19 protein-coding genes and 2 pseudogenes are annotated in these 13,447 nt (G+C 35.4%); 2 read left to right on the top strand and 19 right to left on the bottom strand.

Going from position 1 to position 13,447, the window contains the following annotated elements; all coding sequences use genetic code 11:
- Positions 1 to 2 precede the first annotated feature (2 nt).
- The 19 genes and pseudogenes from BJR36_RS19015 to dinB all read right to left on the bottom strand — a co-directional run bounded on the left by BJR36_RS19015 (position 3) and on the right by dinB (position 12,534).
- The gene (locus BJR36_RS19015) at positions 3 to 1,562 is read right to left on the bottom strand and encodes an IS1096 element passenger TnpR family protein (protein ID WP_091237014.1); all 1,560 of its coding nucleotides are present in this window, start codon (positions 1,560 to 1,562) and stop codon (positions 3 to 5) included.
- A 462-nt stretch (positions 1,563 to 2,024) separates the two neighbouring features.
- A pseudogene (locus BJR36_RS19010) lies at positions 2,025 to 2,462 on the bottom strand (AAA family ATPase); the annotation flags it as partial.
- Positions 2,463 to 2,502: 40 nt separating this feature from the next.
- Positions 2,503 to 2,721 (bottom strand): DUF6462 family protein, encoded by a 219-nt coding sequence (locus BJR36_RS19005; RefSeq protein WP_091237012.1) that lies wholly within the window; start codon positions 2,719 to 2,721, stop codon positions 2,503 to 2,505.
- Positions 2,722 to 3,174: 453 nt separating this feature from the next.
- Positions 3,175 to 4,416: a tyrosine-type recombinase/integrase gene (locus tag BJR36_RS19000; RefSeq protein ID WP_091237011.1), complete on the bottom strand. Its 1,242-nt coding sequence runs from the start codon at positions 4,414 to 4,416 to the stop codon at positions 3,175 to 3,177.
- Positions 4,417 to 4,449: 33 nt separating this feature from the next.
- Positions 4,450 to 4,623, bottom strand: a complete 174-nt coding sequence (locus tag BJR36_RS18995) for a CopG family transcriptional regulator (protein WP_091237010.1) — start codon at positions 4,621 to 4,623, stop codon at positions 4,450 to 4,452.
- 86 nt (positions 4,624 to 4,709) lie between these two features.
- Complete coding sequence (locus BJR36_RS18990; RefSeq protein ID WP_091237009.1) at positions 4,710 to 4,910, bottom strand: DUF6462 family protein; 201 nt, start codon at positions 4,908 to 4,910, stop codon at positions 4,710 to 4,712.
- Positions 4,879 to 5,322 (bottom strand): type II toxin-antitoxin system PemK/MazF family toxin, encoded by a 444-nt coding sequence (locus tag BJR36_RS18985; protein ID WP_091237008.1) that lies wholly within the window; start codon positions 5,320 to 5,322, stop codon positions 4,879 to 4,881. The genes BJR36_RS18990 and BJR36_RS18985 overlap by 32 nt, the downstream gene beginning before the upstream one ends.
- A gap of 2 nt (positions 5,323 to 5,324) precedes the next feature.
- The gene (locus tag BJR36_RS18980; protein WP_091237007.1) at positions 5,325 to 5,711 is read right to left on the bottom strand and encodes a recombinase family protein; all 387 of its coding nucleotides are present in this window, start codon (positions 5,709 to 5,711) and stop codon (positions 5,325 to 5,327) included.
- Positions 5,712 to 5,724: 13 nt separating this feature from the next.
- On the bottom strand, positions 5,725 to 6,075 hold the full coding sequence (locus tag BJR36_RS18975; RefSeq protein ID WP_091237006.1) for a helix-turn-helix domain-containing protein: 351 nt from the start codon (positions 6,073 to 6,075) through the stop codon (positions 5,725 to 5,727).
- Positions 6,065 to 6,271, bottom strand: coding sequence for a hypothetical protein (locus tag BJR36_RS18970; protein WP_091237005.1), 207 nt, complete (start codon positions 6,269 to 6,271; stop codon positions 6,065 to 6,067). The genes BJR36_RS18975 and BJR36_RS18970 overlap by 11 nt, the downstream gene beginning before the upstream one ends.
- On the bottom strand, positions 6,271 to 6,687 hold the full coding sequence (locus tag BJR36_RS18965) for a recombinase family protein (protein ID WP_091237004.1): 417 nt from the start codon (positions 6,685 to 6,687) through the stop codon (positions 6,271 to 6,273). The genes BJR36_RS18970 and BJR36_RS18965 overlap by 1 nt, the downstream gene beginning before the upstream one ends.
- A gap of 160 nt (positions 6,688 to 6,847) precedes the next feature.
- On the bottom strand, positions 6,848 to 7,189 hold the full coding sequence (locus BJR36_RS18960) for a helix-turn-helix domain-containing protein (protein WP_091237003.1): 342 nt from the start codon (positions 7,187 to 7,189) through the stop codon (positions 6,848 to 6,850).
- Between the two features lie 34 nt (positions 7,190 to 7,223).
- Positions 7,224 to 7,361: a hypothetical protein gene (locus BJR36_RS20480; protein ID WP_169823787.1), complete on the bottom strand. Its 138-nt coding sequence runs from the start codon at positions 7,359 to 7,361 to the stop codon at positions 7,224 to 7,226.
- Positions 7,362 to 7,725: 364 nt separating this feature from the next.
- Entirely contained in the window at positions 7,726 to 9,759 is a 2,034-nt protein-coding gene (locus BJR36_RS18955; protein ID WP_207648917.1) for a hypothetical protein, read from the bottom strand.
- A 39-nt stretch (positions 9,760 to 9,798) separates the two neighbouring features.
- Positions 9,799 to 10,119 (bottom strand): helix-turn-helix domain-containing protein, encoded by a 321-nt coding sequence (locus tag BJR36_RS18950; protein WP_091237001.1) that lies wholly within the window; start codon positions 10,117 to 10,119, stop codon positions 9,799 to 9,801.
- A gap of 273 nt (positions 10,120 to 10,392) precedes the next feature.
- The gene (locus BJR36_RS18945; protein WP_091237000.1) at positions 10,393 to 10,608 is read right to left on the bottom strand and encodes a hypothetical protein; all 216 of its coding nucleotides are present in this window, start codon (positions 10,606 to 10,608) and stop codon (positions 10,393 to 10,395) included.
- Positions 10,609 to 10,781: 173 nt separating this feature from the next.
- The gene (locus tag BJR36_RS18940; protein WP_091236999.1) at positions 10,782 to 11,033 is read right to left on the bottom strand and encodes a hypothetical protein; all 252 of its coding nucleotides are present in this window, start codon (positions 11,031 to 11,033) and stop codon (positions 10,782 to 10,784) included.
- A 15-nt stretch (positions 11,034 to 11,048) separates the two neighbouring features.
- A complete protein-coding gene (locus BJR36_RS18935) occupies positions 11,049 to 11,270 on the bottom strand; it encodes a LexA family protein (protein WP_242875675.1) in 222 nt (73 codons plus the stop codon).
- Positions 11,271 to 11,286: 16 nt separating this feature from the next.
- Positions 11,287 to 12,534, bottom strand: a complete 1,248-nt coding sequence (gene dinB / locus BJR36_RS18930) for a DNA polymerase IV (protein WP_091236998.1) — start codon at positions 12,532 to 12,534, stop codon at positions 11,287 to 11,289.
- A gap of 195 nt (positions 12,535 to 12,729) precedes the next feature.
- Here dinB and BJR36_RS18925 point away from each other — a divergent pair, with 195 nt between their 5' ends.
- Positions 12,730 to 13,185, top strand: a complete 456-nt coding sequence (locus BJR36_RS18925) for a helix-turn-helix domain-containing protein (RefSeq protein ID WP_091236997.1) — start codon at positions 12,730 to 12,732, stop codon at positions 13,183 to 13,185.
- Between the two features lie 68 nt (positions 13,186 to 13,253).
- A pseudogene (locus BJR36_RS20605) lies at positions 13,254 to 13,447 on the top strand (ImmA/IrrE family metallo-endopeptidase); the annotation flags it as partial.

The raw sequence follows: 13,447 nt of genomic DNA, 5'->3' as shown, positions 1-13,447 counted from the left end.
TTCTATAAAATATTTGGAGGATTTGTCTTTCTTCCAGTCCAACCCATACCTCTAGCCCATTCTTTCATAGATTCTTTTTCTTCTAAATCTTCTCCATGAAGAACTTCAAGCATATTACAATATCCATAGATTCCACCAACATCATCACATACTGGCAGTGCATCTACATCCACGCATACTGGTCGGTGTTCTTCCATTGGTTCTATTGGGTTTCCAGATGCTTTATACTCCTCCTTTGTCTCATAACATGCCGTCGCAGTTATTTTTACATTCCAATCGTCACCATAATCGTACCTGTAACGGATTGCATTTAGAATAGGTGATGTGACTGGAGCAAGATATATCTCTTCCTTTTCTGAATTTTTCAGTATTAGTCTATTAGAAAAATCCCATGAATCAAAGTTTTGTATCATTCCTGGCATAAGTAAAATATCATAGATTGGAAGTCTTTCTATTAATTCATCAAAGCCACCTTCAAAAGTAATGCTGTCTGCAAGCTCTGTAATTGTCACCTCTGTAATTGGTGCAATGCGTTTTATCATATCTGCCTTTGCTTCTTTGTCTCCTGTTTTTTCAGCAAGTGCTTTGCATTCATCCATCCATTCTCCGAATGATTTTCTTACTTCTAAGGTAGGCTGCCACTCATATAACTCTTTTACATCCTTCTGACACATACAGAAATATTCTCTAGTTCCTCCATAATAATATGGTCCAGTATATTTTTTCCGCATCCAGTTTTTCACACTAATCCCAGCTTTATAATCATCATCCCAATAAATATCTTCATAATCTTCACATGGAAAACGGAAATACATGCCTGCAAGTTTAGCCCAATCTGAAAATTTACCTGATTTAATCATCTTATTATAATCATCTTCACATGGATGAAAACTATGCAAATGACTATTCTGCCATCCGAAAGCTCTGTTTATTGCATAATGAAGTGCATGTAGCGTAATATCTCCAGGCACAATGATATCTCTTGAAATATTGTTCATCATTTTTCCATATTGCACTAGGATACCTACTTCATTTGATCCTAAAGCCTTGTCTTCCATGTCCAATTCCAAATGAAGGTTTATAGCATAAGGGATTGGTCGTTCTTCTGCCAGCTGTCTGGTACGTTCCATTAATATATCTAATTTATCCATTCGATTATTCTCCATTTCTTTATCTGGATTCATATATTGATTAGTATTTTGATTAAGCTTCTTTATTTGTGAACTTTCAGCTACATGCATTCGTTCACGGTACACTTCACTTCGCACAGCTTCATCACTTCGATTGTCTCCGCCATATTGTCCTCTGCTATATGGAAGATACGATTGAACATTCTTTTCAGATATAAAAAGCTGTTTTGCAATCTCAGCAACAGATAATCCCCTTTCATATAGAGAACCTATCTGAACACTTGTATTGCTGTTCCATAAACCTTCAGTAATAAGGACACGACGTACCTTAATAGGATATGTGCCTAACTTCTTTGCTGTTTCTTTTACAGAAGAAGTTTCTTGATATAATTGAATAATCTTATGATATAGATTGTCATTTATCTCTTCCATATGCAACGTCCTTTCATTAATATTGAGTAAATTATATATTTTATATTATTTCGTGTCAACCTTACCTTTTTTAATATAAAAACAGTGTGAACTTCTCTCTAAAATTACTATATTATGAAGTTCCCACTTTTCTTACTCTATCTCATAATCTTCGCTATCAATTTGCCCTTGATCTCGTGCTGAAAAATGATATTATTCAAAACCACCTAAATTAATATACCTTTTTTGAAGCTGCAAGTATGTACAATATACCCACCACTCTTATGGAATATAGATTTACTATTCAGAATACATACGGATATCGTATTAATAGTATGCAGATTACTATGTCAGATTTTTTTGAAACAATATATTCAAGCTTATGTTGCATATGCCAGCATAAGTGTTAGATAAAACGTTAGTTACTTGCTTCATTGCAACTGGCGTGAGAACTATTAATAATAAAGCATCCTTCTTACCGATTTATAGTAAATTATTAATAATGATAGAACTAAATGCTTCCCTGATAATTCTCCTGATTTGTCTGGCATTGTCCAACTTATCAGATACTTTCATTATTTTTTCATATATTCCCGACTCAACAACTAATTCTTTCTCTTCTTCATCTAGCTTATCAAATTGCTTTTTATATTCTTTTTGAGTTATTATCATCAAAGATTTTTTGCTTAGAGGCTCAAATTCTATTACAGCATCAAATCTTGAATAAATAGGATCCCCTAATTGTTCTTTAATATGCTTCTCTGACAAAAAATTAGAGGTGCATATAATAATTGAGTTCTGCATTTTTACAGTATAATTTTTATCTACCAAGATACCTTCGTCAAATAATTGATAAAATGCACTATAAAATACCGGATGTGGTTTATCAAACTCGTCAAACAGTACGACATTTGATTCTCTCTGACTGACGGTTTTAGCTTATTCAACACATCATCACCTCTTATTTGTAAAAGTCATCATCAAGTATTCTAAATGTTTCAATATACTCGTCTAGAATTTCAAGATTTACCAATACCAACTGATTGAACTTGTAACACGCTTTTGCATCTTTTGCCAGTTGTTGAAACTTAGACAGTCCCATGTGATACATCTGAGCTCCTTCATCATATCGAACAAACTTATCTGGATTGACCTTCTTTACTGTTTTTTTTGGAAGCATAATATTCTCCTTTCGATTCTCTGACTAATTTTTAAGTGTAGATGATTTTTCCATAACGCAAAAGAGAGGACAATCTTCTAAATTTCTTTAGAAAATGTCCTCTCAGTAGTGCTGATTATTAACTTATATTTCAAAACCTGTGTTGTATATTTTTACATATTCTTTCTTATGACCATATAAATTTTTGGTCATTTCTTTGTCAAACTCTTATCTAAAACCTCGGAACCCTTGATTTTACTGACTTTATTTCTCGATGGTCTTCATCGTCGGAAATTTTGTTGGAGTTTAACTACACTCCTACGAACTTCTTTGTATTGCTTTAAATCGTACCTCTACAATTCTTCAAATTCATTCGCATTTATTCCCGTTTTCATGGCTTTTTGATGTCCAATTGATGTCCTTGTTCTATTTTTGCTGTCCTTTTGGAAAGTTGCATTTAACAGTGGCTCTTCCCTAAAAAACATCCATATTTTTTGCTAAATTCTCAAGCGATTGTCTTGTAATACTTTCATTAACCTCAGCGTAAATGTTCATGGTTGTTGATACATCCGCATGACCCATAACTTCCTGAATAACTTTCACATTTGTCTCGTTCTCACAAAATCTTGAAGCAAATGTATGACGGAATATATGGCATGAGAATCTAGGTAACATTACTGGTTCTCGCTTCTGCTTTTTTGCCTTAATTTCTTCTTCTGCGTTATGTGCATCAACTATACGCTTAATGGCTCTGTTTACTGCTGCCGGATTATGAGGGTTTCCAAAGCGATTCGTAAATATGAAGTTCGTCATTCCATCTACTTCATTACTACAGAATCCTTCTTGTTTCTGTCTCTCACGTTCCTGCAATAAAATCTGATATAACTGTTCCATAATTGGAATTGTCCGGACACCTGCTTCTGTCTTAGGCTTTGATACCCTAAACTCACATACATAGGTTTCCTCACGCCTTGGATAGTATGTCAAACTATGGTTGATACTAATCAGGCGCTTCTCCATATCAACATCATCCCAGCGAAGTCCAATGGCTTCTCCAATTCGACATCCTGTTCCTAGCAATAACATAAAGAACGGATACCACACATAAAATATCGGATTCTTTGCTACATATTGCATAAAGGAACGCTGCTGCTCTACAGTAAGAGCATGTCTTGTCTTGCGACTTCCACCATTTCGTTTCTTAATCTCCGCATATGCACCATCAGTTGGATTCTTTCTTATAATATCATCTCTGACTGCAAGTTGAAAGGTTGGATGCAATACTGTATTGATACTTTCCAGTGTATTTACCTGCAATCCCAATTCCGTGATTAAATGATTGTAAAAGGCTAACACATCTGAATACTTCACATCTCCTATTTTCTTCTTGCCAAATCCATCTTTAATGAAATGATCCCATGTGTACCGATAATTGGAATACGTTGTACTTCTTAATTCTGTCTTTGTTGATAGGTAACGGTCAAACACATAATTAAGTGTGGCACTTCCTGCTACATACACATCTAATCCATCCATCTGATTCCTTATAAGCTGTTCTTCTCTTTCTCTAAGAGTTGCCAGGTTATTGGAATAAATATACTTCCTTTTTCCAAATGGATCAGTGTAACAGTAGGAATATCTCGTTCTTCCCTCACTCTTACGATACGACTCACCTTTGCGTAATGCTCGTCCTTTTCCATCTTTTCGTGCTGCCATCTTTTCCTCCTTCCGAGGGATAGAGAGCTTGCACTATTTCTGAGTTGATAATATGTTCATTCTCAAACTCATTTTTATCGCTTGCGTTACAGATAATTCATGATTCTTTGCATACTCTAGCAAAATCTCATATTCTTCATTCGTGAATCTCACACTGACTTTCTTATCCATCGGATCATCACTCTTTGGTCTACCAGTTCTTGCCATGTTGCACCTCCTCATATCATGATTATACTTTTTGTCCGTCATAAAGTCAAGCATTAAAGTACAAGTTTCTCTATCTCTCTCCATATTTATTTATAGAAGCTGTCTTCCGTTATTCTGAATGTCTCTAAATACTCATCAATTACATCCAAATTCACGAGTACAAGCTGATTGATTTTGTAACAGGCTTTTGCGTCTTTTGCCAACTCTTGAAACTTTGTCAGTCCCATAGAATACAGTTCTGCACCTTCCGCATATCTAACAAATTTTTTCCTCTTTGCTCTCTCCATGAAGCAGCTCCTCCCTCACAAGTTTTTTTGCTGTCTCCCATAAGGAAAGTTGTGTAATCAATGATTTATCAATTTCCTCCATTACATTAGAAGCCACCGTAATATACCCAATGTGTCCCCTGATTGCACTCTTTGATACAGTTTGCATATCCTCTGGCATAAAATCAGAGATTTTATGAAGGTGAAGTCCATTTACATCCAATGGATTAATTTTCACATGCACCTTAATATCTTTTAATTTAGAGCTTAATGGGCACACTGTAACCTGTGGTGCTCTGCAATGATTACTTGCATCAGCTGAAACCACGACCGCAGGTCTAATGAATCCCTGGACACCATTTGGCTTCCATCCAAAATCTACATATACAACCTGTCCTCTTTTGTACTCTTTATAATAATTTTTACTCTTCATAACTATACTTCCTCCCTGTCTTTTACATTCATCCCCAGCGAACCTTCATCCACTGTAATAATCGCACCACCTACTGCCTTAATCTTTCCGACTTTGTAATAAGCATCTGGAATATCTAAGGAAATTGCCATCATATTAGCCACAATGACTCCTTCCACTCTCTTCTGTCGAATGAGCTGCGCAATCTTCTCAAACTGCTGATTGCAGTCACCCTGACCAAGACCATTTCTTCTCATAATGCCTACAATCTTAACATTGTGTGCTCTTGCATATTCTCTAATGTAGCGTTCCTGATTTTTCTCACGCTTTTTTGTTTCCCATAATGGTCCAGTAGTTGATAAGTATGCGATAACCTCAATAATAGGTTCTTTCTTTTTTCTTCTACTCATAATATAACCTCCACTAAGATACAAGCCCTGTTGCCTGCTCAATCATAAATTCAAATATGTGTCTTAAATAATTCTGTTGTTCAACAGGTAGTTCCGATAATCTGCTGTCTATTGAATCCTCATTTTTATTCATCTTGGTATCCGTTTCTTCTATATTAAGAAGTTTATTTGCATCACACTGATAAGCATCCATTAAAAGGTATAATCCATTCATACTTAGACCTCTTCCACCCTGTTCAATCTGGTTAATACTGGAATTACTTAATCCTGTCAATTCGCTTACCTGATACACGGATAACTTTTTATCTTTTCTAAGCTGGCGAAGATTCGGTCCAACTGTATATCCATCATATTTATTCAACATATCCAATCAGACCTCCATTCCTCGCTCTTTCTTCAATCATTGCTTTGACTTCTTCATAAGCTGCCGATTCCGTTTCATATTTACCAAGAAAATCACCACACTGGCTATACACAATAGTTCCCCACTCGGTGTTTATAAAATTGCATCGGCTGAGTGCCAGGGGATACCCCCAGCAGCTAACAACCTTTTCTTTCATTATTCTTCATCGCCCTCTGGTAAATATGGTGCGATGATTGCCTTCTCAGTGAAATCCACAATTATCATGCCAAAGTACATAGCCTTTTCTATGAACTTGTCCAGATCATCTACATCATTTGAAAGGTCTGTGATTGACTTTACAAAAATAATACCAACGCCTGAGTTTTCAATCCAATCGCTTAACCTGTCCACAGATTCACGATCAATATCTCCACCTGCTAATTCATCTACGATGATATCAACCATTTCAACACCTGTTGCATCTGCTACCTCAAGCATCTCAGTAACTAGTACATGAATCTTGTCATCTGACCTGCGGGTTTTAATGAAGATGACACCCTGTCCTTTTGGCACTCTTGTCTCTTTTGCTTCTGCCTGCTGTTCATTTTTCATTCTTAAAATCTTGTGTTTCATTGTAATATTCTCCTATTCTGAATTTGATTAGGAGAGCTTCTGCGCATCCACTCTCAAGTGGTATACTCCGTCGAGCACATATATATCATAAAACACAATAGATTTTGTATCTCGACTGCGTAAGTCGTATTTCTGTTCAGAACACGACTTCGGAAGTCGTTTATTTGAAAGCGGCAATAAGAATTCTCTCTGCACGCTCTAATTCTTCCTTACTTAATCCATTTAGTATTTCAGAAATGCTATCATGCTTCATTTGGCTTGTATCTCCATATAAAATGTAATCAGCCGTTACACCCAATGCTTGTACAATTGCATTTATATGCTCTGTTTTTACAAGCACTACTCCACGTTCTATTCTTCTGTATTGCTCATAGCTAAGACCCACGAAGTCCGCCATCTCCTGCGAAGAAATCTGTGCAGCTTCACGAGAAGCTGTTATGCGTTGTGCAATTTCTAATGTTTGATTATCGTCAATAGCTCTTAACAGCTTCTCTTGAAGCATTAAAACACCTCCTTCTTTACTATTTCTTTACTGTTTACTCTTCGTCTTCGTCGATTAGCGAGTATTCTGCACCACAGGCTGGACACTCAACATCAAAATCTCCGTTGAGCCACATGCCAATGTGTCCACAGCATTCACATTCGAGGGCGTCCTCATCAATAAATGAAGCCATACTATCACCTCCTGAATATAAGGTATCATTTCTAAACACTTCATTCGAGGGCGTGAAAAATCATAAAATTGGGTAAAAAAAAGCAGCTAACTAAATTAATAGTTAACTGCTATATTGCATACTTTTCCTATGTAATTATTCCTGTCAGATATGCCAGGTCTCTCACCCTAACAATCCCTGCTGTCCAGCACATTTCAAATCACTGTCTGCTGACCCAATGGCGCTTCTTACCATGGATTCTCTATATTTCTAGGGTACGTAGCCACCCGCTTGTAAATTATGTGTTGAAAGTACTTGTACGCCCCAAGCCGACAATTCCTTTCAGTCCAAATCATTATAACACTTTATATCTTATACATCAATGCTAAAAATCTGTGAAATCTTCTGTAAACCAAGGCAATTTTAGTTCGATTGCTCTTTGAAACATATTATACTGATTCCCTAATTGCAGATATTTCATCTCTAGTAATCGTATTTTTCCTTCCTCTTTGTTCTGTTCGAACTTAACAGCCATATATCTCATGTTATAATGAAATTGAAAAATATTCTCATCGTATTGATATTCGTTAAATTGTATTATTTCAGTCAATTCGTGACAAAAATATTCTATAAAATTCTCATGTTCAAATTCCCTTAGTATTCGCATATCCTCAATAATCAACTCATACCCACTTAATTCCTGTATCTCTTGCTGTACCTTCTGTTTTATTCCAGTCATTCTGTATTCCTGTGGTAAACCTAATTCTGCAAACATTCCCTCCACAAAAATATCAATATTACTTACTGAATCTAATTCCACTACTTTACGAATCAGCTCCGTAAATTTAAGATCTATTCGAACGGAATGCTCATATAAACCATATTTAATTTCATTATAGTTGCACCATCTTTTTATTAAAGCAGTCCACGCATAATCAAATGCATCTGTATTTTCATTCACATCTATATTTTTTAATGAAGCATATAACGATTTAGCTTTATTTCCATAATATCCCTTGTAGTTGTTTTCATATACAAGTTTCTTTGTTTTTGCCTCATATAACGCTTGGGCAGATGCAATTACCATTGTTAAAGGAAAACCATCAAAAACTGTTCTTCGAAAAAAGCGTTCCATAATAGAACACAATTTCACTATATCTTCCGTATGATTTTGTACCCACCTCTTTGTACATTTCCCTGATATTGACTCCGCAAACCATTCACTTTCTCTTTTTATAAAATCTGCCAAACCTGTTTTAGGCACTTCATAAAAGCGAATCTTTGGATCAGCTGTTTGTTCGAATAGCATCTTTCCTACGGGCTTTCCTAAATCATAAGCATATTTTAGACTCTTATATGAATCCTCTCTTTCACATCTACGTATAAATGCCTTATACTTCAAATACCCTATCTCCCACACAGAATCCTCATATGTATGTTTTTGTTCATATTCCTGAACATTTTTTATTGCTTCCATGCATTTATCAACACGATTTTCTATATCTGTTAATTCTCTTTCCTCAATAAACACATTTATAGGAACATCTAAAAGCTTACCTATATACTGGAATGTTGTCTCATAGCAATATATCAATTGAACATAGATTCTATTTATCCTATTTATCTGGTTCAAAGATAAATGCTTGACAATTTCATTCTTTAGTAATTCAAGTTCCTCAGCCGGTTCTGGTATATTTGTATGTTCAAGAAAATTAGCAACAAGCTGAAGTCTTGGTTTGGTAATACTATCTAGAATTTTTATCCTCTGAAATTGTTTATTTCCATATTCTATTCCGTGTTTATCCAAGTAATACAGCAAAAAAACCATCTTATAGTAATCAATGCGATTCTCTTTACTGATTTTATCTTCTTTAATTCCTAAATATTGTTCAAGTTTTTTTGCCACACCAGCCTTATCTGTAAACAATATTTTTTTCATTTTATTGCGTTCTTGAGTAATTTCATCTTTATCAGCTTGTTTTTTTCCACCATCATATATTGATATTCCATCTAATTTTTCTAATTCAAGCACATCTTTGATAATGTCAATTTTTTTCACTTCTTTAATATCAGTTCTAAAAATAAAGTTGAATTTTACTTCTGTATACGTCCGGCATTTATAGAAATCAGATACCTTTTTTTCCTGGTACAAAAAATAATCAAATGACAATACAATATTTTCAAACATCATATAAACCATTGTGTCCTTGGATATCTTATCTTGCCAGTATTCCTCCGTTGTTCTACTCTCATACTTATACGTCTCATGTATCAACTTAATTATTGCGCCATATTCCGTCACTATAACACCATCAAAGACTATGTCATTAGCTTTCTTTATATATTCATATACATATTGTGCTTTTTCAAGTTCAGTATCCCCCTGTGGTTTTACATTTAAATTATCTCTGTTTTCCATAGCCTTAAGATTAACAAAAATTATTCCCATACTTCACCTCTACAGTTCATTTAACAAACGTATTATTTGCAACTTTTTTTCAATATTTCTTGTCGCAATCAATTCATCGCTTACTTTATATTTTTCTTTTCCATATAATAAATAGTCAGTTGATATTTCCAAGTACTGAGCAATAACATATATATATTCCAATTTACAAACAACTCTACCATTTTCAATTCTTGATAATTGATCTTTACCTATACCTATTATATCGGCAAAATCTATTGCTTTAAACCCTTTATTTTTTCTTGCATCTTGTATTCTTTTTCCCATATCTTTCATAGTGTCTTCTGTAAATAATTTAACTTCTCTTTCCATATAAAAATCCATCCTTTCGTTTGTTTGGCTCGATAAACGTTTAAGGATGGAAAATCACTCCTACTACTATGAATTTTTTTGCAACAAAAAAGGACGCATGAGAAAGTCCAGTCCTTAAACTGGTTTCTTTCCCATGCGTCCACGGTGAGTCCGTCTTAGCAAGCATCAGCCTTGCCGTAATTCAATACGTCTCCCATATCATGAGGCCTTCATTAAATTGTCTTTGTTACATAGCAATTACTATATCTGATGTTAACTTTGCTCTGATTTTTTTTAGATATATACTTTCCCTTCATTATCTGCTCGGGCAATCAGCATTCCCTCTGTGTACTTTTTTAGTACCATAACTCTGGTACATCTATTTGTATGACATCTGATAATCATCCCTGTTAAAACAGGTTCATCATCATTACCCGTAAGTAAATATGCCATTTTCATACTTTTTCTACATTTCTTACAATAAAATTCAATTTGTTTTAATTCTCTCATCGTTCAGTCTGCTCCTTTACAATACAAAATCATCAGTAACATTTTGTACTTGAAAGGAAAAGGGAATCACCTTTGCAAGCTTATCTGGTGGGAGTTCCGTTACATACCTGTCTAATATGCCCCAACCATATGCTGATCTTCGAAGCCAACTGATTACATGTCACCACACATAATCAGGCTCCGGCTTTCCCTTCTACAAACCAGAGATTGTTGTCCTCATAATAAAGATAACTTTCTCTACCATCAACAACACATGTATATCTCATTCCTACACCACCTGCCTTCATGCTGGCAGCTCGACGCATATCTTTTACACGCTGAATCTCATATACTTTGCCATCTTTCCATATAAAACTTTTTGGTGTTAATACTCCTTCTTTTGAAAACTCAGCAGTAACATCCACATATACCTTTACACTCTCCATGCTACAACCACCTCCTCACATTATTTCAATTGCTCTTGGACTTCCTTCTACTCGGCGGATATATCCCTTTTCTTCTAATTGCTTCAAATAATGATGTGCACTAGATGCTGAAGCAAGTCCCGCCATTTCTGCAATTTCTCTTACAGTTGGCGGAAAACCATGCGCCTTAAGAAAATCACATAAAAAGTCATAGATTTTATTCTGTTTATCGTTTAAATCGTATCTCATATAAGCCATACTTAAATACCTCCTTTTAGCCAAAATATCCGATTGGATGAGTCGTATGATCCTCTTTTGCATTCACAGAAGAGAGACTCTTATCACGGTACATAAGACCTCTTTGAACACTATAAAATCCAAATCGTCGTCTTATGGTATCTACTGCATCATCCAATTTCATCTGTTTTTCTCTTTGCTCTACACTAGAAAACAAATCCATCTGTTCCCAGTAATTGTCGTTGACAAGATCTGCCCCTCGAACTCCTACGCTTCTGATTGGCTTTCGCCAGTTGTAATTTTCCTTGAATATTCGATACGCTTCGGTTGCAATCTCCCCAGTAATATTCGTGGCATGATCAATCTTATGCTGTCTGGTAAATGAATAAAGTTCATTATCCCTGACACTGATTTCCACCACCCTGCACTTAAATCCATTATCTCGAAGTCTTGCTGCAACACTCTCTGCAAGAATGTAAAGAATAATTTTTACATCCTCATCATTCTCTAAATCTCTTTGAGTAGTAGTGCTATTTCCAATAGATTTAATTGGTGCATGTGTATGTTCCATTTTTACAGGTGAGTCATCATAGCCATTCGCAAATCCCCAGAGAATACCACCCATCTTGCCAAGATGTGACATTAATAAATGTTCGTCTGTTTGTGCTAAGTCTCCAATAGTCTTGATTCCAAATCGTGCTAACTTCTGATTGGTACTCCGTCCTACATATAAAAGATCAGATACTGGAAGTGCCCATGCTTTGCTTTTGAATTCATCTTCGTACATAGTTGTAATGGCATCTGGTTTCTTATAATCAGAACCAAGTTTAGCAAAAATTTTATTAAAGGATACTCCAATACTAACGGTTATGCCTAATTCTGATTTCATACGATTGCTAATTTCTTTTGCTATCTTGTATCCATCACCTTTTAATGAACCACTGGCGGTCACATCCAACCATGATTCATCCACTCCATACGGTTCTTGTAGATCCGTGTATTCCCCATATATCTCATGAGCCATTCTGGAAAATCGCAAATACAAATCCATTCTTGGTGAAACAATGTTGAGTTCTGGGCAAACCTGCTTCGCCTGCCAAAGTGCCATACCTGTTTTCACACCGTATTTTTTAGCTATATAATCTGCGGTTAAGACTATTCCATGTCTTGCTTCGGGGTCTCCGCCTACAGCCAAAGGTTTTCCATTCAGCTCAGGACGATGCAAATGTTCTATTGCCGCATAACATGCGTTAATATCTGAATGCAATATGACTCGTTTACCCATCTCTCATCACCTCGTTTCTTTTCAGAAGTTACCAATTATATAATCAGAACTTTTTATTGACAATTCGGAAGTTCTGATATATGATTAACCAGAAGTTACTTAACAAACATGATTATATCATCAAAAAGAAGTTTGTCAATAGTTAATCGGAAGTTACAAAAATAAAATTTTTCTTCCTGGAAAGAAGGTAGTAACATGACTTTTGGTGAAAAAGTAAAAGAGGCTCGATTATTAAAAAATCTATCCCAGACCGAGCTTGCGGCAATAACAGGTATTTCAGAGCGTTCACTCTATACCTATGAACAACTAAATACACTCCCAAGAAAAAGTAATATCAGGAAACTGGCAGATGCGCTAAGTGTATCTGTATCTTATCTGGTAGATGATGAAGAAGCTGATAAGCAGAAAAATATTGAGAATGAAGACTTTCTCGATACTGTCAAAGACAAATTCGGTTATAAGGGTGCAAAAGAGGCAAAAGATGTATTAGACCGTGCTGGAGCGCTTTTCGCTGGTGGCGATCTTGATGATGATGCCAAAGAGATATTCATGCAATCATTAATGCAGGTGTATATTTCATCAAAGAAAGAAGCATCTGAAAAATTCTCCAGAAAGAAAAAAACGAAGCCGCCAATTGACGAGTCCGTTTAATAGGACAGTATTTTTGCTACTGTTATAATAGCAAAATGCCAAAATATTTTTGAAGGAAGTGATACCAAATGACAATTGATTACATTGTTAATGTGGTAGATGCTCTGGTCAAGAAAGCAGGTAGCCGAGATCCCTTTGTTATCTGTGAAGTCCTGGACTATAAATTGCACTATATAGATTTACATCAGAGACTGAAAGCCTACTACTTCTATCAATCACGCATTAATAATATCGTAATTGATGAGAATATCATGGAACTATT

The organism is Anaerobium acetethylicum (assembly GCF_900096945.1).
Lineage (GTDB): Bacteria > Bacillota > Clostridia > Lachnospirales > Lachnospiraceae > Anaerobium > Anaerobium acetethylicum.
The sequence above is the reverse complement of the archived record's forward strand: the minus strand, read 5'-3'. Positions and strand labels throughout refer to the sequence as shown.

Bases quoted from the DNA above. Each gene is read 5' to 3' on its own strand.
- BJR36_RS19015 (WP_091237014.1), bottom strand. From the start codon at position 1,562: ATGGAAGAGATAAATGACAATCTATATCATAAGATTATTCAATTATAT.
- BJR36_RS19005 (WP_091237012.1), bottom strand. From the start codon at position 2,721: ATGCTTCCAAAAAAAACAGTAAAGAAGGTCAATCCAGATAAGTTTGTT.
- BJR36_RS19000 (WP_091237011.1), bottom strand. From the start codon at position 4,416: ATGGCAGCACGAAAAGATGGAAAAGGACGAGCATTACGCAAAGGTGAG.
- BJR36_RS18995 (WP_091237010.1), bottom strand. From the start codon at position 4,623: ATGGCAAGAACTGGTAGACCAAAGAGTGATGATCCGATGGATAAGAAA.
- BJR36_RS18990 (WP_091237009.1), bottom strand. From the start codon at position 4,910: ATGGAGAGAGCAAAGAGGAAAAAATTTGTTAGATATGCGGAAGGTGCA.
- BJR36_RS18985 (WP_091237008.1), bottom strand. From the start codon at position 5,322: ATGAAGAGTAAAAATTATTATAAAGAGTACAAAAGAGGACAGGTTGTA.
- BJR36_RS18980 (WP_091237007.1), bottom strand. From the start codon at position 5,711: ATGAGTAGAAGAAAAAAGAAAGAACCTATTATTGAGGTTATCGCATAC.
- BJR36_RS18975 (WP_091237006.1), bottom strand. From the start codon at position 6,075: ATGTTGAATAAATATGATGGATATACAGTTGGACCGAATCTTCGCCAG.
- BJR36_RS18970 (WP_091237005.1), bottom strand. From the start codon at position 6,271: ATGAAAGAAAAGGTTGTTAGCTGCTGGGGGTATCCCCTGGCACTCAGC.
- BJR36_RS18965 (WP_091237004.1), bottom strand. From the start codon at position 6,687: ATGAAACACAAGATTTTAAGAATGAAAAATGAACAGCAGGCAGAAGCA.
- BJR36_RS18960 (WP_091237003.1), bottom strand. From the start codon at position 7,189: ATGCTTCAAGAGAAGCTGTTAAGAGCTATTGACGATAATCAAACATTA.
- BJR36_RS20480 (WP_169823787.1), bottom strand. From the start codon at position 7,361: ATGGCTTCATTTATTGATGAGGACGCCCTCGAATGTGAATGCTGTGGA.
- BJR36_RS18955 (WP_207648917.1), bottom strand. From the start codon at position 9,759: ATGGAAAACAGAGATAATTTAAATGTAAAACCACAGGGGGATACTGAA.
- BJR36_RS18950 (WP_091237001.1), bottom strand. From the start codon at position 10,119: ATGGAAAGAGAAGTTAAATTATTTACAGAAGACACTATGAAAGATATG.
- BJR36_RS18945 (WP_091237000.1), bottom strand. From the start codon at position 10,608: ATGAGAGAATTAAAACAAATTGAATTTTATTGTAAGAAATGTAGAAAA.
- BJR36_RS18940 (WP_091236999.1), bottom strand. From the start codon at position 11,033: ATGGAGAGTGTAAAGGTATATGTGGATGTTACTGCTGAGTTTTCAAAA.
- BJR36_RS18935 (WP_242875675.1), bottom strand. From the start codon at position 11,270: ATGGCTTATATGAGATACGATTTAAACGATAAACAGAATAAAATCTAT.
- dinB (WP_091236998.1), bottom strand. From the start codon at position 12,534: ATGGGTAAACGAGTCATATTGCATTCAGATATTAACGCATGTTATGCG.
- BJR36_RS18925 (WP_091236997.1), top strand. From the start codon at position 12,730: ATGACTTTTGGTGAAAAAGTAAAAGAGGCTCGATTATTAAAAAATCTA.